Origin of the sequence: Gemmata algarum (assembly GCF_034097035.1) — a bacterium.
GTDB lineage: Bacteria > Planctomycetota > Planctomycetia > Gemmatales > Gemmataceae > Gemmata > Gemmata algarum.
Map to the genome: position 1 here is coordinate 1 of NZ_JAXBLV010000227.1, position 19,706 is coordinate 19,706.

A 19,706-nucleotide genomic window follows, 5' to 3' on the forward strand; every position below is an offset into this window, starting at 1 on the left:
CGTTTCAGCGGGCCGTCTGCGCGGGCTCAGTTCTTCTTCGACCACGGGTTGCCCTTTCGGTCGCCCTTCTCGCCGCGGTCGCCCTTCTCGCTGCGATCACCCTTGCTACCCGACTCACCGCCCTTGGGGCCGCCCCAACCGCCCTGGCCGCCGGGACCCTTGCTCCGCGTGTTCGAGCCGTCGCCACCGGACGACGGGCCGGTCGGCCCCAGCCCCCACGAGCCGGGCCGCGTGCCGGTTTCTTCGTAGTTGGCGATTTTCTTGTCGATGCTCTGCTGGCGGGTGAACCGCAGGTACTCGTCGGCGGTCACGAACCCGTCGCCGTTCAGGTCCATTTCCGTGAACTCGTCGATGTCCCTCTTCTTCTTGCGCCATTCGTAGAGCCCGATCTGGCCGTCCTGGTCGGTGTCGTACTCATCGAACCACGACGGAAGGTCTTTTGGCAGCTTGCCGTACCGCATCGCGACCGGGCGCTCTTCCTCGGTTTCCTTTTTCTCGGGCGGGCGCTGCACGTCCCCCCAACCGCCGCCCCAGCCGCCACCGTTGTTAGGATCCCAGCCGCCGGGACCACCGGGGCCGCCGGGACCGCCAGGGCCTCCCGGACCGAATCGGCCGCGGTCGCCGCCCGGTCCGCCGTTCGGGTTGTTTTGAGCGTTCGCGGCGCGGGCCGCCTCGTTCCGGGCTTGGTGGTCGAGGTACTGGGCCTTCGACATGATGCCCGATTCCGGCAGCGGGACGCCGCCGCTTCGCTCAATCATGCCTTTCATCCACTCGCGCGTTTGCGGAGGGATTGCACCGAGGTCCACGGTGTCGCCGGTGCTGTTTGTCAGCCGTTGGAGCATCTGCCAGCCGCGCTCCGGGTCCATCCCGCCGCGCCCGCCCATCCCACCACCGCCACCGCCGCCACCAGGGCCACGCCCACCAAACCCGCCCTGATCGCCACCGCCGGGCTGGCCGAAGTTGCCGCCACCTGGACCACGCCCGCCAAATCCGCCCTGATCGCCACCACCGGGTTGACCACCGCTAAAGCCACCTCTACCGCCGAAGCCACCGCCACCCGGTTGGCCACCGCCGAAGCCGCCGCCGGGCGGGCCGAAGCCACCGCCGCCCGGTTGACCACCGCCAAAGCCACCTCTACCGCCGAAGCCACCGCCACCCGGTTGACCACCGCCGTCGGGTTGACCGGAACCGCCGCCACTGGGCTGACCGAAGCTAGCGGGGTTAAAGCCGCCGCTGCCCTTACCACCTTTGCCGCCTTTACCACCGCCGAACTGGGCCGTGGTTGGGGTCGGGTCGAGCAAGACGATCAGGCCGAGCATCCCGGAGAACGCGAGGCACTTCTTCCACATGGCACACCCCAGATGCGGGCAGAATGGGTCAATGGTGATACTAACCCTAATGTGGCTCATGTGTCACGGTGCATTCGCTAAAGTCTCACAGCCTCTTCAGAAATCCCGACCCGTACCGATGGCCTGTTCCACCGGGCTTAAAACGTGAGCCGCGGAGCGCCGAGACGCCCGAACCGTGAAACCCGCCCGGCGACGTGTTAATCGCGGCAACTTCTGCTCGTCATTCCTTTTGGAACCCGCCACCCCGGTCGGTTACAGTGGGGTGTGAACCCCGCGTGACCTGCTCGTGAACCCGAGCACACTTCCGTGTTTCAGGGAAGGCCGAACTTATGCGCTTGTACCTTCGCGCCCTCGTTCTCGCGGCCCTCACCTCCTCTCCCGCCGCCGCCCAAGAGCCGATCCGCTTCGCCCGCACGCCGGACATCTCCCCCGACGGAAAAACCGTCGCGTTCAGCTACCTCGGTGACATCTGGACCGTCGAGGCGATCGGCGGCGTCGCCCGGCCGGTGACCATGCACGAGGCCCACGACGTCAACCCGGTGTTCAGCCCCGACGGGCGGCTCATCGCGTTCTCCTCGAACCGGTTCGGCCAGTACGACGTGTTCGTGGTTTCGGCCGCCGGCGGCAAGCCCCGGCGGCTGACCTTCGACAGCGCGCCCGACATGGTGACCGGCTGGACCCCGGACGGGAAGGGGGTGGTGTTCTCGTCGCCGCGCTCGGTCGCGTACCCGATCAACACCGAGTGCTTCGTGGTGCCGGCCGAGGGCGGCGCCGAGCGCAAGCTGAACCTGTTCGAGGCGAAAGAGGCGTACTTCGCGCCCACCGGCGGGGCGGTGGCGTTCGTCCGCGGCCCGGGCACGTGGTACCGCCGCGGCTACCGCGGGTCCAGCAACGACGACATCTGGATCAGCGGCCCGGACGGCTCCAACCCGACGCGCGTCACCACGTTCGACGGCCAGGACTCCTACCCGATGTTCGCCCCGGACGCCCGGCAACTCTTCTACGTCACCGAGAGCCAGAGCAAGCCCGGGTGCGCGAACGTCGTGCGCCAGCCGCTCGCCCCCGACTTCACCCCGGCGGGGCCGGCGAAACGAATTACGGCCCACGACGACGACACCGTGCGCCGGGCGCGGCTCTCCGCGAACGGGGACTGGATCGTGTACGAACTCGGTGCAGACCTGTGGGTCGCGAGCGCCCGCAGCGACCTCCCGCCGCGCAAGCTCGCCATCGAGGTGAACGCCGACGACAAGTCGAACACCGAGCGCACCCACACCTACACCCGCGACGCCACCGAGTACGCGCTCGCGCCGGACGAGCAGCACGCGGTGCTGGTGGTCCACGGCCAGTTGTTCCTCACCAAGGTGCCCGGGGGCGGCAAGGCGACGCGGCTCACCGAGCACGAGTTCGCGGACTCGAACCCGGCGTGGTCGCCGGACGGCAAGAAGATCCTCTTCGCCTCCGACCGCGGCGGCACGACGGACCTCTACCTGCTCGAAAGCGACGACCCCGAGCACACCGAACTCGTCAAAGCCCACAAGTTCAAAACGACCAAACTCACCGCCACCGGCAGCGAGGAGCTGAACCCGACGTTCAGCCCGGCGGGGGACCGGGTCGCGTTCGTCCGCGAGGGGAAGCTCTGGCTGATGCGGCCCAACGGCTCCGAACAGCGGGTCCTCGTGAGCGCCCAGAAGGTGCTCGACTACGACTGGGCGCCGGACGGCAAGCACATCGCGTACTGCCGCATGGACGGCTCGTTCGCGGCGGAGGTCTACATCCAGGCGACCGACGGAACCGGCGCCCCGGTGAACGTGTCACGGCACGCGACGTGGAACAGTGACGTGTCGTGGAGCCGCACGAACGGGAAGCTGGCGTTCGTGGGCCAGCGGCGCGGCGCCTATGGGGTTCAGGTGGTGTCGCTCCAGAAGCCGGTCGCCGACGGCGGCACCCGCCCCCCCGCGGACCAGATCGACTGGGACGACCTGCACCTGCGCGTCGAGCGCCCGACCACGATGAGCGCCGAGTACGGCGCCGTCTCCCCGGACGGTTCCCAGGTCGCGTTCCGCTCGGCCTCCAGCGGCGACGATTTGTGGGTGGTGAGCAGCAACGGCCAGGCGCTCACCCGGATGACGAGCGGCAACCAGACGCCGAGCTGGATCCGGTGGTCGAAGAAGAGCTACGGGACGGTGTACTTCCTGAACGGGTCCGGCCAGTTGTGCTACCTGCGCACCGGGTTCTCGTTCGGGACCCCGCCGCTCGACCCGACCCGGGTGCCGTTCAGCGCCAAGATCACGATCAAGCGGGACGAGGAGTTCAACGAGATGTTCGCGCAGTGCTGGCGGGCGCTGGCGGACAACTTCTACGACCCCGCGCACCACGGGGCCGACTGGGCCGCGGTGCGGGCGAAGTTCCTGCCGCTCGTGGCCCACACCGCGACCCGCGAGGACCTGTACGCGCTCGTGTCCCTGATGCTCGGCGAGCTGAACGCGTCGCACCTGGGGATCAGCGGGCGGATGCCGGCCCCGGACGAGTGGACCGCCGACCTGGGGCTGATCTTCGACGACACGTACACCGGCCCGGGGCTGAAGGTGCTCGAGGTGCTCAAGCGCGGCCCGGCGGACAAGCGCGGGCTGGACATCAAGCCCGGGGACGTGGTGCTGGCGATCGACCGCGTGCCGCTCACGCCCGCGGCGAACGTCTCGAAGCTGCTGAACAACAAGATCGGCGAGGGCGTTCAGGTCGAGCTCGCGTCCGACCCGAAGGACGCCAAGACGAAGCGCCGGGTGGAGATCGTCGCCGCGAGCCGCACCCGCACGGCGCAGCTCATGTACGAGCGGTGGGTGGAGCTGAACGCCGCGGCGGTCGCGAAGGCCAGCAACGGCAAGGCCGGGTACATCCACATCCCGAGCATGGACGAGGCGGGGCTCGACGCGTTCGTGCGGGCGCTGTACTCGGACCACTTCGACAAGGAGTCGCTCGTCATCGACGTGCGGTTCAACGGCGGCGGGTTCACGCACGACCAGGTGCTGAACTACCTCGCCGGGAAGGAGCACACGTTCTTCAAGCAGCGCGACGGCGGCGAGGGGATGGTGCTCCGGGCCACCGACCGCAAGTGGACGAAGCCGATGGTGGTGGTGGCGAACAACCGGTCGTACTCGGACGCCGAGATCTTCCCGCACGCGTTCCGCGCGCTGGGGCTGGGGAAGGTCGTGGGGCAGGCGACCGGCGGGTTCGTGATCGGCACCGGGAGCACCCGCCTGATCGACGGCTCGTCGTTCCGGCTGCCGCGCATCGGCGTGTACACCCGCGACGGCGTGAACCTGGAGAACCAGGGCGTGGCCCCCGACGTGCCGGTGGAGGTGACGCCCGCCGACTGGGCGCGGGGGACCGACGGGCAACTGCTGAAGGCGGTGGAGGTGGTTTCGCAGGACGTGGCCGCGTGGCGGCGCGCGAAGGCCGGCGCGGCGGGCGGCGCGATCGGCGCCGTGCCTCTGGCGGCCCCGGCCCCGCCGCCGGTGGCGCCGATGCCGCACGCGCGACCGGCAACGGGCGCCCCCCAGCGGGCCGCCCGCATCCCGATGGCCGTGGAGTGAACGGCCGGAGCGCGGCCCCCGCCCAGCTCCGGGAGCCCGGTGGGGCCGCAACCCGCTTATTTGTTGACGTGTTTCGCAGGTGCGGCTGAAGCGGGCCAGCGGCCCGCGCTCCAGAAGAGCCCGGGAGCTACAATGCACGTATGAAGCACGTTACCGAACTGTTCGCCACGGTCGCGCACCGCGTCAAGCCGCCGGTGCTAATCGCGGTCGGCCCGCCGTGGCCGGTCGCCAACCTCGTGAAGGCGCTCGACCTCCCCGAAACCGAAGTCACCTGCGCGCAGCTCGACCTGCACCAGACCGACCGCGTGCGCGAGACGCTCGCCGAGGTGGAGGCGAAAGCCGAGGTGGTCACGGTCGCGGACATGTGGGACCTGCCGCAGCGGTTCGGCACGGTGATCTTCCCGGCGTCCTCGCAGGCGGACCGCGAGCTGAAGCTGGACATCGTGGAGCAGGCCGCGCACGTCCTCACGGTCGGCGGGCTGTTCCTGACGCTCTCCGAGTACGAGCGCGACAGCCAGTTCGCGAAGCTCCAGAAGAAGATCTTCGGCAAGTGCGGGGAGACGCCGGCGAGCGAGAACGGCATGGCGTTCTTCAGCACGAAGACGGAGGAGAGCGGGAGCCGCCGGCGGCACGAGGTGAAGTACCACGCCAAGATCGGCGCCGGCGCGTCGATGGAGTTCGTGTCGCGCCCCGGCACCTTCAGCTACGGCCGGTTCGACGCCGGTTCGCGGGCGATGCTCGAAGTCGCCGAGATCCGCCCCGGCGACACCGTCCTCGACCTGGGCTGCGGCAACGGCGCGGTCGGGTGCCTGGCGGGCGGGATGGCGGGGCCGGACGCGCGGGTCACGTTCATCGACAGCAGCCTGCGGGCGATCGCGCTCGCGGAACTCAACGCCAAGGCGAACGGCGTCGCCAACGCGCGGTTCGTGAACGCGACCCGGCTTCAGGGGCTGGAGGAGGACAAGTTCGACGTGATCCTGGCGAACCCGCCGTACTACGCGAAGTCGGAGATCACGCGGCTGTTCATCGAGGGCGCGCGCGACCTGCTGAAGCCCGGCGGCCGGTACTACCTCGTCACGAAGATGCCGACCGCGGTGATGCCGCTGATCTTCGACACGTTCGGCGACTGCTCGGTGATCGAGAACCGCGGGTACGCGGTGGTGCTGTCCGGCGCGGGCGAAGAGTAAAGGCCGGGTTCACCGCAGAGGGCAAGCTCAACGCTCTTCGGCTTTTCTCTCTGCGCCCTCTCGTGCCCTCTGCGGTGAACCCGGCCTCTATCACCCCAACGGGGCGCGAAGTTCCGCGACGAAGCGCTTCACGTCTTCCAGACCCTTTGCGCGATCGGCGCCGGCGGCTTCGAGCTTCTTCACCACCGCGCTGCCCACGATGACCCCGTCGGCGATCTCCTTGAGGTCGCGCACCTGCTCCGGCCGGCTCACCCCGAACCCCACGCACAGCGGCAGGTCGGTCATCGTGCGGAGCCGCGCGAGCTGCTCGCGCAGCGCGCTCGGGAGCGCTTCGCGTGCGCCGGTGATGCCGACCACGCTGACCACGTACACGAACCCGCTGCACGCCTGCACCACCTTCGCGGCGCGCTCGGGCGAGGTGGTGGGGGTGACGAGCAGGATCAGCTTGAAGTCGCGGTCGCGCGCGAGCTTGGACAGCTCATCCGCTTCTTCGACCGGCACGTCGGGAACCACGGCCCCGCTCACGCCGGCCTTCTGCGCCGCTTCGATGAAGGCGGTCGGCCCCATCTTGAACATGAGCGAGTAGGACGCCATCGACACCAGCGGCGCGGACCAGTCGGGCCGGGCGGCGGTGTCGCGCAGGGCCGCGAACACGTCGGCGATCTTGAGCTTGTGGTTCAGCGCGCGGGTGTACGACGCCTGAATCACCGGGCCGTCGGCGATCGGGTCGGAGAACGGGAACCCGATCTCCATCAGGTCGGCGCCGGCCTCGGCGACCGCGGGCAGCAGTTCGCGGGTGAACGCGATGTCGGGGTCGCCGGCGGTCAGGAACGGCATGAACGCGGCGCGCTTCTGGGCGCGCAACCGCTGGAAGAGGCTGTCGATTGGGTTCATGCGGGTGTTTTACGCGCGCCCGGCGGATTTTCCGCACGCGCCGGGCGGTTTCCGGACACTATGGGGGCATGAGCCGGCTTCTGACAGTCCTTCGCGGGAGCGGTGCGGTGCCCGCTCCCGACCGGAACCTGATCGACCGTTTCCTGCGCGAGCGGGACGAGGCTGCGTTCACCGAACTGGTCCGCCGGTACGGGCCGGTGGTGTGGGGCGCGTGCCGCCGCACGCTCGCCAACACGCAGGACGCCGAGGACGCATTCCAGGCGACGTTCTTGGTGCTGCTCCGCCGTGCGGCCAAGCTCGATCGCGACACGCCGCTCGGCCCCTGGCTGTACCGGGTCGCGGCGCTGACCGCGCGCAACGTGGTCCGCGCCAACCGCCGCCGCGCCGCCGTGAACGGTCCGATGGAGCACGAACCGCTCGCGCCGGCCGACCCGAACGCGGAACGGCTCGATCTGGACGCGGCCCTGCTCGCCCTGTCCGAGCGCGAGCGGGCCGCCGTGGTGCTGTGCCACCTTCAGGGGTTCACGCGGCGCGAGGCCGCCGAGCGCCTGGGGTGCCCGGAGGGAACCCTGTCGGCCCGGCTCAACCGGGCGCTGACGCGCCTGCGGGCTCGCCTCGGGACCGGTGCGCCCGCGGCCCTGGCCGCAGGCGGGGCGGCGCTGCCGGCGGGTTTGGCCCGAGCAACGACCCGCTCCGCGTCGGTTGTCACGATGTCCCGACTCGCCGCCCCGGGACTGTCCCCGGCCGTGGCACAACTCGCCGACGGAGTGCTTCACATGTTCTGGATGAAGAAGATGATGACCGCCGCAGCAGTTCTGGTGCTGCTGGCCGGGGCCGGGGTGTTCACGTTTGGCACGGCGGGGCGCACGTCAAACGCGGCGCGTGCGACCGAACCGCTGGCCGCCCCCGCTCCGCCCCCGGCATCCGCCGAAGATCAGAAAGATGCGAGGCGAATCGACCGGCTCATCGCCAATTTAGAAAAGCAGCGGATGCTACTCGGCGTGACGCTCGAGAACCTGAAAGCCGAGAAGATGAAGTTGGAGGAGGCGAACGCCGCTCTCGAACTGGGCAAGGACATTGAAGTGTTCGTCAGCGATAAGGAATCGTCGCACCCGCTGGTGGTGCGCGAGGTGGTGAACGGCCGCGCCGCCGAGGTCACCTGCCGGGACCTCGACAGCCTCACAGCGTACCTGCGCCGCGCCCACGCCGACCCGCAAGGGCCGAAGGGACTTCGCATCATTGCATACAAGGATCATGCGGCGGAGGAACTCCGCGAGGTGTTCACCGCCTGTGCCGTAAGTGGATTCGCAAAGGCATCGTTCGGCCAGGTTGGGCGGCCGAGCTTCATGATGAGTACAAAAAGTGTTGTCGAGATGGCTAATAAATCGTACGGTGTTTCCGAAACGCGGCTGGCACCTCGCGCCAAACTGGAGCAAAAGCCCGACGAGATCGACCTACGCCAGTACGCCGCGCCGAAGAAATAGCCGTGGCCACGGTCACAGGAATTTGACGCACACCACCCCAGCCACGACGAGCACCGCGCCGAGCACCCGGCCGGGGGTCAGCGCCTGCTGCGCCAGCCCCATCAGCCCGAAGTGATCGAGCGCCAGCGAGCAGATCAACTGCCCCGCCACGACGAGGGCGATGAAAAGGGCGGCGCCGAGCCGCGGCGCGAGCGCGGCCCCGGCGAGCACGATGAGCGCCCCGAGCGGCCCGCCGATCCAGTTCCACCACGGCGTCTCGCGCACCGCGGTCATTTCCGGAACGCGGGGCCGCAACAGCAGAACGGCGAGCGTGGCGGTGACGATGGTGCCGCAAATCGACAGGTACGCGGCGGCGAGGGGGTTGTCGCCGAGGTTCTTGCGGAAGTTCCCGTTGGCCGACGCTTGCAGCGCGATGCACGCCCCGGCGCCTGCGGCCAAAAGTGCGAAAACGACGATGTTCATGCGGGGTGTTGTATCGCGTCACTTCGCGGTCGGAAGGTCCGCGTACACGATCTCGCTGCCGTACAGGCTCTTCGCGCCCGCGATCACTGTACCCTCGTTCGACACGATCACGCTGAACCCGTACCCGCGCCAGTCCGGTTTCTTGTCCACGCTCCAGTTCGCGCCGACGAGGTGGTGCTTGAACGGCTTCACCCGCGCTGGCAGCTTCTCCCACATCCACTCCGCCGGGTGCTCTTGGTCCACCCACGCGATCGGGTACAGCAGGCACCAGATCGCGTGCGGCTCGTACTTCTCCAGAACCGTGTGGATGTCGAAACAGATGCCGAGCCCGACGCGGCCGTACTCGGTGTCGTACACCTGCACGCCGCGGTCGCCGGCGGTGGCCCACGACTTCTCGGGGTACGGCCACGGCGTCAGCTTCCGGTAGTGCGCGACCAACTCGCCCTTGGGGCTCGCGAGGCACACTGTGTTGAAGTACCGCGGCGCGTCCTTTCCCTTCGTGAAGTCCACCTCGAGCAGCGGCACCGTGAGGTAGATGCCGAGTTTTTTCGCCAAGGCGCAAAAGTGTTTGGTGGAAGCCCCGGGTACTTCTTCCGCGAAGCCTTTCGGGTCCTTACCCTCGAACCGCTTCTCGATGGGCATTCCTTTGATGTGCCAGTTCGTCTTGAGGTCCTGCGACAGGTACCCCGTGATGGCCGTTTCGGGCAGCACGACGAACTTCGCGCCGGCCTTGGCCGCTTCCTGAGCCAGTGCCGTCAGCTTCCTGGTGTTGGCTGCGACATCACCGAGGTCGGACGAGCACTGAACCGCCGCGACCTTCACGGTCTTTGGCGCGACCGGTGGTTGTTGGTTTACCGAGGGCACGCCTGGAGCGGTGGCGCCGAAAATGAGGGGCAACAAAATGAGAAAGATCAGGAGAGTTCGCATGGTATGCCTGAGGTGACGAATTAGGTACCCGCGGGGCGCTGACGCCGGATGCCGACGGGTCAGCGGGCCTGTCAACGTTTCTCGCCGCGTTCGGCGGTCGGCGCCACTCCGCCCGACCGGCTCAATTTGTGGTACGATCTGGAACCCTGGTTGTTCAACCGGTGTGACAGTGCTGATACCAAGGTTGCGGTGTTGGTGACCGGGTGAGCCGTGGTAAGTACACACCTCAAAACGGCTTGGCCGATTAATAAACGCGAACCCACGTGCGGGGATGGAATCTTCTCGTGGTGCAGATTATTACGACGGGCTCTCATTTTTCCGAAAGGCGACTCACCGATTTTTCCCAACTCGCACTCACTACCGCCTAACCCGCAGCGTGTTAGAAGTGAAGTAGGTTGGACGTCCGAGAGACGCGGAAGGCTGTCGCAAGCCAAGGGCGACCGTGAACAGTACCGAACACTTCGAACGCTTCTTCTTCCTCGTGACCGTGGGCGCGGGGCTGATGCTCTTCGGGTGCGCGAACTTGGCCCTGGGTTGGCGCGGGGGACTGGTGGCGCTCCGAACGCTCCTGGGCGTGGCGGGGTGCGGTGCGGCGGTCGCAGCCCTCGGCACGCTCACGCACCGCGAACTCGCGGAGCGAGCCGCCGCGATACTCGCGGCGGCACTGGTTGTCGTTAACCTGTTCAGCTCCGGCTGGTTCCACCGCCGGCTCGCGGCGGCCGGTGCTTTGCTCCGCAAGCCGGCCGCCCGCGGGGCCGGGCTCGTCGTGGGCGGGCTGGCGGTCGTGATCGGTGCGGCGGTGTGGTTCGATCACGCCGACCAGCAGCTCACCGAGGATCAGACGCTGGACCTCGAAGTTGTGCTCGGCCGCCAGCCGAACCGCCCCACCGAGCGGGCCAGCGCGACGACCGACCGCGGCACCCCGGTGGTCCTCAAAGAGCCGCAGTCGCCCCGCGCTCCCGAAACCCTCTCGAGCCCCGAAGAGAGGTTGCTCCGCGACACCAAGTTGGACGATCAGGTGATCCGCCACGCCGGGCCGTCGGACGAGTTCAACTGCCACGGCTGGGTGTTCACCGGGGGCAAGTTCCTGCTCAGCCCCGACGACGTGGAACTGATTCTCAAGGAGAACGGCTACGCCGAAGTCGCCCAGCCGCAACCGGGCGACGTGGTGGTGTACCGCAACAACGGCACGGTGTCGCACACCGCGCTGGTGCGGTACGTGGCTGAGGGGCAGCCGGTGCTGGTCGAGGGGAAGTGGGGGACGATGGGGCTCTTCCTGCACCCGGTTGACAAGTCCCCCTACGGCACCGCGCTCACGTACCACCGCAGCGCCCGCCGCGGTCACCTGCTGACCGGGATCGGCGGCGCCGGCCCGGACGCGGCCGTCAATGCCGCGGTTGAGTAGAGCGCCGGGCTAAAATGCGGCAGGCGCCACCAGCTTCGCAGGGGCCGCCAACGCCCGCTTCGGCCGCAGCGGTGTAAAAACGCTACTTTGCCTGAAATCACTTCCGCCCAAACTACTACGGTGGCACGCAAGATACGCATTAATGCTAGCGGCACGGCAGTCATTGCCTGCGATTTCCAGCGATTCGGGCCTGTTTATCTTTCGCGCCGCCGTAATAGCTCAGCGACGAAGACGGGCATGATCGCGAATCGCCTGAAGGTGGAGCAGTTCAGCAACCTCGAACATCGACGGGACGCTTCCGGCGATAGGCCGTAACCGAATGGTCGTGGGGAAGTAGCCACACCGGCCGTGGAGTTCGGCAAGCAAAATCGCTGCGATCGGAGCAAAACTGGGGAGGTTTACCATCAATGGGAGTGTCTGCCATTGGTTGGTCTCAAGCCCAATGGAGTTGAGGAGGGCGTGCGTTTGCTCAACGAAGGATTGGGCATGATCGAAATGGGTTGAAATCGCAAGAAGCCGCTCAATATCTCGCCCGGCCAATTCAGTGATGCGGGCGAGGTGAGTATTAGTCAGCGGATGAGCGAAGTTGAGCAATAACACGGGTATGATTTCCTGCGAGGTCGAATCAATCGGCAAACTCCATCCGGCTGAACGGGCTATGTCGGGTGCGATCGGTTATAGGATTTACCGCAACTTTTGCCGGGTAGTCGGCCCCGACCTGATCCTCACGTATTGCACGCCAAACCAGCAACTTCCACCCTTCTACGGACACCAAGTAGCGGTCGGTGGTGCGCCCCGGCTTCAACCAGTATGTGCCGTTGCCATTATTAATGTGAACGTCGGGGCTTTTAAAATCCCAGGCTGCGGCCATACGGCCTAAATACTCGTAAGGGTTACGCGTGGCGAGTTGAGCCAAGTTACCATGACACTCCTCCCATGCCCTCCGCGATAGGAAAGGGACGAGTGTCGCCGGCTTGCGATAGTCGTCGAGCAGAAGCAAGCCAACGCCAGACAACGTTACCCGATTTCCGACGACTTCGACTAGAGATTCCAGGGCTTCACGATCATTGCGCTTTACTTCCTCCTCCCACCGCTCTCGCGAGATGTCTGTGTCTCGTTCGATGTCGGCGAACAGTTCGCGGTAGCGTTCAAAAGGCCCGTGATCGATAGCGACCGGGAGTGGCGGTAGAGTAAGTACGTCTTTAGACTGTTCGAAAAGGTACTGGCACCTTACTCGTTTCAGCATTCCTACGAGGACTAGGTACGGGGCCAACGCTTTATACCCACTCGTCAAGTTCAGTACCACGTTTTCGCGACCGAAATCCTCTACTGCGGTCAGGCAGGCGCGGACGAAGTTTACTACTCCCTCGGAGCGAAAGCGGTCGGCGTCTGACACCTGCAAGCCGACCACCGTCTGTACCTCGCACGCGATGCCAGGGTGGTACTTCTCCAGGTAGTGCCGCACGGCGTGACAGCACGTTCCACCGTCGATCGTCTCCGAAGCGAGTAGAAGCACTCGGTCCTTTCCGCTCACTGCCATTCGGGTGAGGGAGTGAACCTCGGCCGACAATTTCTTGAGGTTGTCTCCATCCGGAGGCCATTTTGCCACTTGTTCAAACAGAATCCGAGCAGCCGTCCCCTCATCTGGCTGGGCGCGTACCCATTCACTCAGTTTCTCCGGGCTGACGACTCCTTTGGCAGCGCTAGTACCAGCCGGGCAGACGAAAGTACGAGGCATCATTTCTTTCCTTGTTTTGGTGCGTCCGGCCACTTGTATTGCGGCTTGTCTGGCTTGTCATCGAGAATCCACACCATCACTGGTTTCCCGTCGCCGGTGTCGGCTCCGGGTGTTGGTGTGCCGAGGGTCAGCGTTCCCGGATTTCGCCCGGCTTCTTGAACGTCGAACCCACCCTTCACTCGTTTCCCAAGAATGGAGACTTGGACCAGCGTCCCTGATGGGCGTTTCGATAGCCCTGCGGGACGCGGGCTGGGTGGTGATTGTGGAGGCGGTCTGATCGCGTCGAACCGTTGCGGTAAATCGCTTTGCAGTGCCTTAAGCAGGTCGCCAAGAATATGCCGGCTCTCGGCGACGTTTGGCAACTCGGCCGCTGGGAACGCTACCACACGGGCCACCAAGCAACCGTCGGCGGCGCGCGCGAAATGGAATACCGCGGGCGAAGCGTGTCTTGATTCGTGCGCCACCCGCGGACCAGTTGCACCGCGCAACCGCCGAGGAAGGCCGAGCCACCTTCGGCAATGTTTAGGCTGCACCCACTTTACGAACTGCTGGACCGAGGCCGCCAACTCGTTCAGCGCCACCCACGAGTTCGTTCCTTCGGTCGGTATTTCAACTGGCCCCAGCATCAATTGCAAACTCGGGCTCAGTGCGAGTTGATCGCTAAACTCATTTTCTCCGAACCCACACGCCGTCCGGTACTCCGTCGCGACCCGTCTAACAGCTCCAAGGTCAAAATCGGAAAGATCGGCGAACGAACCGAATCCTTTGCGGCTCTTCGCCCCCACGCCGCCGAACTGGGGGAGCAGTTGGAGGGCAGTGGTTGCTTGTCGGAGAATGATTTCGGAGGAAACAACCTTATCCGCGAACCGGCTGGTCCGTGCAGTTACAGCTACTTTCCACTTCGCTCCTGGTTCGACGTAGTGCCGTCTTCCTTTCGCATCGTCCATGCCGTAACTGTGGTAGGCGAGACCAGGAATGGACCCGTCGGTAGGTTGCGGGATGCGGTGGTGGCGAATCACCTGCCGGCGGTCATAGGAGCTTACCTGCCGAGTGCCCGGCACCTCGCGCACTGTAACCCGCACGGCACCGCCGGTTTTCGTGTCACCCCAGATCGCGGCTTCCATCTTGCGGAGGTCATCGACTGACACGAAGCCGGCGTGCAAGGTTCGCCACCACCATCGGAGTTGCCCGCGAAGCGTACTCGGCCGCAGGTCGCAGTCGTCGGCTTGCTGTTTCGCCCCAGCCAAGAACGCCGGTGTCACTAGCTCCAGCGTGGCGGTAAACGTCGGCCGGTTGGCAGGGCGAATTGGCTTGATCTCCGGCTCTTCGATGATGAAGTCGCCGTACCCGCTTGCCGTCTTGGCGCCGGCCCCGAGCTGCGTGAGCCCGCCGATCAACCACTCGCGGGCCAACGTTACTAATTCGGCGGAGTCGGCGTCATTCCGCCGCGGGGCGACGGCGAACCGGAACGGTGTGCCCGGCTCGACGCTCAAGAAGTACACCGGCACCGGGTCTTCCCAATCCCCTGGTGCCGCCCCGTCCGAGTAATACTTCGTGTGGTGGTTGTTCAGGATGTCCGTCACCAGCCGCGGCCAACGTTCTGGCCAAGCGTCGTGGAACACAACTGCGCCTACACTCGCCTCCTTTGGAACTGGCTGTTCGTGCCGCTTCGCCAAGTCGTTCAGCCACGGCGACGGGGCGGCACCGAACACGGCGTTGATCTTCTGCCACGCGGCGGCTTTGTTGGGTTGCTCGCCGAGCCACACTTCGCACGCGAACGAGCGGGCCAAACCCTTCAGCCCGGTGCCGGGCAGGTACACGAACCCGTAGATGCGGTGTAAGCAAATGCCGGCATTCTCCAAGGCCGACGCACGAGTGAGGTGAAGGGTGAGCGGGCCGGCGGTCTTGCCGGTGAACCCGACGCTGCCGATGGTCGCCTTCCAGCGGCTGAACAGCAAGTCGAATTCGGGCCGCGACAGAGGGGGATCATTCGATAACCGAACGATCTGCTCGATCACCGGCTTCTGAACGTCCTTCTGAAGATCAACCTTACCGAGTTGCTCGTCACAACACAGCCCGTATTTGTCCAGCGTCAACCCGGGATGCGCGCCTGGAAGGAGCCCGTCTTGGTCAGCAAGGGTACTGAGAACACGGGTCACGTCGCGTGGTAACGGAACGATTAGATTCGTGGACATTGTGGTCAGCCCCCGCCAGCGTTGTCGTCATCGGTCAGGTTGTTCGCCTCGCAGAAGCGGCTGAGCCACTGCAAGTAGGCGAGGGTTTCGGCGGTATGCTGACGGAGAGTGTCGGCGGTACCGGCGATAACGGCTTCGAGCAGAGCAGTCTGGCTCCGTTTCTTCAGCACCCAATCGCTGAGCGTGTCAAGCAGGTCCGGCGTCTGATCCTTCGCTTTGAGGAAGGCGAGTGCCTGACCCAGCCCAGACGCCATGATGCGGACCGGCAATTTGCGGACGGCCCCGCCGAACTTCTTCGCTTGGGGGTGAGGTCGCTTCAGTGGCTTGCCGCTTTCTGTGACGGTTGACGGCGGGAATTTCTTGAGAACCAACTCCACCGCCTCCCAGGCGTGCGTGGCCCGCAGTTGATCGGGCGTTCGCTTGGTGTCGCTCACTTCGCACCCCCGGTCGTCAGGCGGACAGAGCAGTACCCCTTGCCCGTCGTCTCGTCGCCGCCGATTTGCAGCACGCTGTTCGGAATATCTGCGATGCGCTTGGCCAAGTCCGGCATCAGTGTGGCGGCCGACTTCTGCTCTCCACGTGCCCGCGCACTGTTAACGATGAGCACCGAATAGAGCAGCGTCTCGGTCGGCAGAAACTCTTGGTAGAAGAGCGCCCCGCCCTTCACGGTTTTCGTCTCGTAATCCAACCCGATGCGGGCCGTAACCTCGGTGGCATACTTCACGAAATGAGAGAAGTCGTCGTCGTGAACGACCACCAATTGCCGATCAAAGCGCGTTATCGTGTCCTGGTACTCTGCGGATGTCGGTAGGAGTCGGCTCGCGACCCATTCCGCCCACGCCGTCGGATCACCAGTGACCACGTCCAGCTTAAACTCCTCAAGGAGGAGGTATTGGGTCTTACCCTGTTCACCGACCTTGCACGGACAATTACTCGGGATCATCGCCGACAACGCATCATTCGGCTTGAGTGCCGAAGCGTTGCTGGCAGTAAGGCCCGCCAGCTTGCAATCGCGCGCGAATCGCTCCATTACCGCCGGACACGTGACCCAGGCGAATACCCCTTTGAGTGACCGCACCGGGAACGCCAGCAACCGCGCGTCGGTGATGCTGACGGCACCGGCCGCCGCAGCGTCCTGGCTGCTCCCTTGCGGCGGGCCGAACAAGGTGGTGATGACCTCGGCTTCGTTCGCCTTGGTGCGGTCACCGTTGTGATCTTTCTTCACCAGCTCGCGGCAGGCATCCCTCAAAATGCCTTTGAGCGCGCTGCCGGCGATGTTCGGCCAGTGGGTGTGGCGCTCCCGCTGAACGGGCAGGTCCACGGTGCCCAGCGCGGTCCCGGCTCCGGGGTGCAAAGGCGTCAACGCGTGGATGCCCAACAACCCGGCGGTGGTCGGTTCTTGGCTCAATTCAGTCCCTCCCAGTGTCCGGGTAGTGCGTATCCCCAGCCCTCCTGGCGGAGGGTGTCCGATTCCGCGTTGTCGGTGGTGCTCAGAAAGTGATTCGGATCGACAGGCCCATCAACGAAATACATCGCGCCTGCCGGGACGGCGAAGCGGGTCGGCCGCGGGCAGTTACGGGCCACGTCCCAGCCCGAAACCGGCACCCCGGCCCCGCTCGCGGCGGCGATCAGCTGATCGCCGAGCTTCGGAAGCGGCGGGCCGTCCGGGGCGAAAAACGTCGGCGTGGCGAGATACCACATCGAGTGCTTCGCCGAACTGTCGTACTTGGGCCAATCCTGCTCGCGGACCTTCGTGACGCGGACGTACTTCCCTTCGCCGCCGAACGGAACGAGCGCACCGTCCAAGAGGGCGGCTAACGTGTCCGGGATATGCAACTCAGCGTACAGGCAGACTTCCGACCCATCTTTCCGCCTCGGCTTCAGGGCCAGCAGACTGATGGCGTATAACTGCCCGTCGGCGCTCGTGAGCGTCTCCCGATCGATCACGATGCCGATGCGGTGGTCGGCCGCGACCAATTCGTCTCGCTTCACGCACTCCGTCCCGGGGGCGATAGCCTCGGGGTTGCCGGTGAGGAATTTTTTGAGCCCGGTGAGCGTGAGCCATTCAGCATCCGCCTTCGGGTCGGCCGGCACCTTCCGCCAAAGCGGACGCAATCCGCACGGGGACTGCCAACCCGGCACGGCCTTGTCCGGTTTGGCCACGCTCCACCGGGCGTCGCTACGCCGGCTTTCATCGCCCTTGGCCCGTTTGAGCGTTTCGGGCATCGGCAGGAGCGGTTCGACCTTGCCATCTCCTCCGGCGAGGGCCAGCCACGGGCCACGGAAATTGGCGTCAAACACCGGCTGACATTCTGGCGGGCCGCTATCATTTAACGCGGCGCGGAGCCGGAGCGGATCGTCCTTCCGCCGACGGGCGAACTCGGCGAAATTGAACCCGGTGCGGGCAAGCAGCGCCGTGCGGATCGCTCCGGCGAGCGTTTGCGGCGTGGGCAGACCTCCGGCAACGCGGTTAGGTGCATCGAACGGCCGGCCATCGCGAAAGAACAGGGTGTCGAGCGGGTCGAGCCGAAGCCCCGCCCAATTGAGCGATGCGTCCATTCAGTCGCTCCCCCGCGCCAGAAACGAAGCCGTTTGCATGAGTGTGACGAAGCCGGATAGCACATCCGGGTTCAGCCACTTCCGATCCTCGCTGGTCATCTGCTTTTCGTACCCGTTGAATAATTTCTCGACGGTCTCGCGGAATGCCGCTTTGTTTGGATACTCGCCTCGATCCACTAGGCGGAATAGCTCCGCGCGACCGGCGGCAGCCGGGAGTTGCACCAGCGTTTCGAGTTCCTGGCTGAGCTTGTATGCCCAGCGGTCGGAGGCGCCGACCTGAAACTGCCGGATCAGATCCTGAAGTTGCGCGGTTTCAGGCCACCCCATCACGGCGGTGGTGTGCTCGCCAGAGCGCTTACACACGGTGACCGCAAGGGCGTCTTTTACGCCTGCGTTTCCGTACTTCGTGCCGATCCGCTTGGCCTGCTTTTCGGCCGCCCGAACCTGACCGAGTGCGAATCGAAGGTCTTCCTTCCAGTGGACGACGGCGATCCCACCCGACAGGGTCGCTCCGGGCAACCGCTGCTCATGCTCAAAAGCCTTTCGCAATCGTCCGGCACACTCGATAGCAGTCTCGGTCGGTAGGAAAGCCAGCACGTCGTCTCCACCGGCATAGATGAGTTCCCCGCAGCACTCGGTCACGATGCGCTTCACGTCGTTTTGCGCGAAGTCAGTGAGGCGCTTAGTGACCTGCTGGAAGCGCTCGATCCCGTTGCCGAACTGCGCCCCGGTGCTCCCCTGGAACACGTCACCCATGTTGTCACCGTCGAGGTGCAGCAGCGCGTAGTACGTCGGCGGCGCGCCCTGAGCTTCCGACTTCGCATCGATCCGGCCCTTCAACCCGGCAGGACGTTTCGGGTCGCCGCTGCCCTTCCCGGGTTCGTCACGCGACCAGTGCAGCCATTGTCCGTTCCAGGCACCGTGCTCGTCCCGCAACATCTCCAGGGCCATCACTTCTTCTTCCGCAAGCCACTTCTTCGCTGCCATCGTCGGTGTGTCGGAGTAACGGAGCGCCGCCGGCTTCAAATTCAGTTCGGCACTCCAGTACACGGCCCACGCGAATCGCTTCACGAGGCTGATGGCACAGAACTTGTCCTTCGACTGTAACCGGGTACCGCTGATACCGGACCAATTCGGCGTGGAGACCTGCTCCCAGAACTTCTGCGCACCATTAAAGTCGGCCGGCCCCATCTGCTCGAAGCTGCCGAGTAGGCTGCATTTCACCGGGCACTTTCCGCCCCGCGTGTCTGGTGTGTACCGCGGGACGTGCCGCACCGACCGCGTTGCGTCGAGTAGTCCGCCCAATAAGTTCCAACACCGGCCCCAGAGTTGGGCGGCCGGGTCGCTCCCCTGCGAATCGTCTCGTTCGACCGGTAATTGGTCCAACACCTCGTGAGTCAGTCCGTCCAGCGGCAGCACGACACAGGTGAACTCGAAATAGCTGTCGATCTGCACTTGCCAGTTCTCGTCCCAACACGGCGCAGCGTTTTGGAAGTGTGGATCAATCGCCTTCTTCACCCTCGCTGCAATCCGCTTCCATTCGTCGCTAACACTATTCAGGATCGCATCCCTCATCGTCGCCGCCTCGGCCGCCGGCACCTCGGCTGCGAACGTGTGTGGCAGGCAGGCGAGAGTGGCATCGTTGTTACCCTTTTCACCCTCAATGACTGCCCGAAGGAGCGGATTTCTCGATGAATTCGTGTCCGGGGTTACGAAGGTTACGCCTGGCTTCACGTCCGTTCCGTCGAACAGAGCCTTGATGCCGTGAGCGGTCAGCCACGAAAGCAGGTAGCTGCCGCTCCACAGGTCGCGGATCGTCCGGGCCGCCTCAATAAAAGGCTGCACCGGCCCCAATTTGAACGACAGGAGTGCCGTTGACATCAGTCCCGTCCTGATGAATGGCCGACGAGCGGGTC

The 19,706-nt window shown here is 65.4% G+C and carries 16 protein-coding genes; 5 read left to right on the forward strand and 11 right to left on the reverse strand.

The annotated features are described in order from the left end of the window. Positions 1-26: 26 nt before the first annotated feature. Positions 27-842, reverse strand: coding sequence for an EF-hand domain-containing protein (locus R5W23_RS28110; RefSeq protein WP_320689244.1), 816 nt, complete (start codon positions 840-842; stop codon positions 27-29). On the opposite strand from R5W23_RS28110, the gene R5W23_RS28115 reads away from it, so the two are divergent. The 3 genes from R5W23_RS28115 (at position 834) to R5W23_RS28125 (ending at position 6,126) form a co-directional block, all read left to right on the forward strand. Next, the gene (locus R5W23_RS28115) at positions 834-1,430 is read left to right on the forward strand and encodes a hypothetical protein (protein ID WP_320689245.1); all 597 of its coding nucleotides are present in this window, start codon (positions 834-836) and stop codon (positions 1,428-1,430) included. The genes R5W23_RS28110 and R5W23_RS28115 overlap by 9 nt on opposite strands. Before the next feature lie 248 nt (positions 1,431-1,678). Continuing rightward, entirely contained in the window at positions 1,679-4,939 is a 3,261-nt protein-coding gene (locus tag R5W23_RS28120; protein ID WP_320689246.1) for a S41 family peptidase, read from the forward strand. 140 nt (positions 4,940-5,079) lie between these two features. Beyond that, a complete protein-coding gene (locus R5W23_RS28125; protein WP_320689247.1) occupies positions 5,080-6,126 on the forward strand; it encodes a class I SAM-dependent methyltransferase in 1,047 nt (348 codons plus the stop codon). A 90-nt stretch (positions 6,127-6,216) separates the two neighbouring features. On the opposite strand, the gene trpA is transcribed toward R5W23_RS28125, so the two are convergent. Beyond that, on the reverse strand, positions 6,217-7,020 hold the full coding sequence (gene trpA / locus R5W23_RS28130; RefSeq protein ID WP_261187307.1) for a tryptophan synthase subunit alpha: 804 nt from the start codon (positions 7,018-7,020) through the stop codon (positions 6,217-6,219). Between the two features lie 107 nt (positions 7,021-7,127). Here trpA and R5W23_RS28135 point away from each other — a divergent pair, with 107 nt between their 5' ends. After that, positions 7,128-8,504: an RNA polymerase sigma factor gene (locus R5W23_RS28135; RefSeq protein WP_320689248.1), complete on the forward strand. Its 1,377-nt coding sequence runs from the start codon at positions 7,128-7,130 to the stop codon at positions 8,502-8,504. A gap of 12 nt (positions 8,505-8,516) precedes the next feature. Here R5W23_RS28135 and R5W23_RS28140 read toward each other — a convergent pair whose 3' ends face one another. Continuing rightward, on the reverse strand, positions 8,517-8,966 hold the full coding sequence (locus tag R5W23_RS28140; protein ID WP_261187309.1) for a DMT family transporter: 450 nt from the start codon (positions 8,964-8,966) through the stop codon (positions 8,517-8,519). An 18-nt stretch (positions 8,967-8,984) separates the two neighbouring features. Beyond that, a complete protein-coding gene (locus tag R5W23_RS28145) occupies positions 8,985-9,893 on the reverse strand; it encodes a carbon-nitrogen hydrolase family protein (protein WP_320689249.1) in 909 nt (302 codons plus the stop codon). Between the two features lie 442 nt (positions 9,894-10,335). Here R5W23_RS28145 and R5W23_RS28150 point away from each other — a divergent pair, with 442 nt between their 5' ends. After that, a complete protein-coding gene (locus R5W23_RS28150) occupies positions 10,336-11,298 on the forward strand; it encodes a C40 family peptidase (RefSeq protein WP_261187311.1) in 963 nt (320 codons plus the stop codon). Positions 11,299-11,517: 219 nt separating this feature from the next. On the opposite strand, the gene csx15 is transcribed toward R5W23_RS28150, so the two are convergent. From csx15 to cas10, 7 genes are all read right to left on the reverse strand, one after another. After that, positions 11,518-11,898, reverse strand: a complete 381-nt coding sequence (gene csx15 / locus R5W23_RS28155; protein ID WP_320689250.1) for a CRISPR-associated protein Csx15 — start codon at positions 11,896-11,898, stop codon at positions 11,518-11,520. A 25-nt stretch (positions 11,899-11,923) separates the two neighbouring features. Further along, positions 11,924-13,036 (reverse strand): putative CRISPR-associated protein, encoded by a 1,113-nt coding sequence (locus R5W23_RS28160; protein WP_320689251.1) that lies wholly within the window; start codon positions 13,034-13,036, stop codon positions 11,924-11,926. Next, complete coding sequence (cmr6, locus tag R5W23_RS28165; protein WP_320689252.1) at positions 13,036-15,054, reverse strand: type III-B CRISPR module RAMP protein Cmr6; 2,019 nt, start codon at positions 15,052-15,054, stop codon at positions 13,036-13,038. Before cmr6 ends, R5W23_RS28160 begins: the two co-directional genes overlap by 1 nt. Before the next feature lie 182 nt (positions 15,055-15,236). Beyond that, a complete protein-coding gene (gene cmr5, locus R5W23_RS28170) occupies positions 15,237-15,665 on the reverse strand; it encodes a type III-B CRISPR module-associated protein Cmr5 (protein ID WP_320689253.1) in 429 nt (142 codons plus the stop codon). Next, on the reverse strand, positions 15,662-16,639 hold the full coding sequence (cmr4, locus tag R5W23_RS28175) for a type III-B CRISPR module RAMP protein Cmr4 (RefSeq protein ID WP_320689254.1): 978 nt from the start codon (positions 16,637-16,639) through the stop codon (positions 15,662-15,664). Before cmr4 ends, cmr5 begins: the two co-directional genes overlap by 4 nt. After that, complete coding sequence (gene cmr3 / locus R5W23_RS28180; RefSeq protein WP_320689255.1) at positions 16,636-17,790, reverse strand: type III-B CRISPR module-associated protein Cmr3; 1,155 nt, start codon at positions 17,788-17,790, stop codon at positions 16,636-16,638. Before cmr3 ends, cmr4 begins: the two co-directional genes overlap by 4 nt. Continuing rightward, the gene (gene cas10 / locus R5W23_RS28185; RefSeq protein WP_320689256.1) at positions 17,791-19,671 is read right to left on the reverse strand and encodes a type III-B CRISPR-associated protein Cas10/Cmr2; all 1,881 of its coding nucleotides are present in this window, start codon (positions 19,669-19,671) and stop codon (positions 17,791-17,793) included. It abuts the gene before it with no gap. Positions 19,672-19,706: the final 35 nt, after the last annotated feature.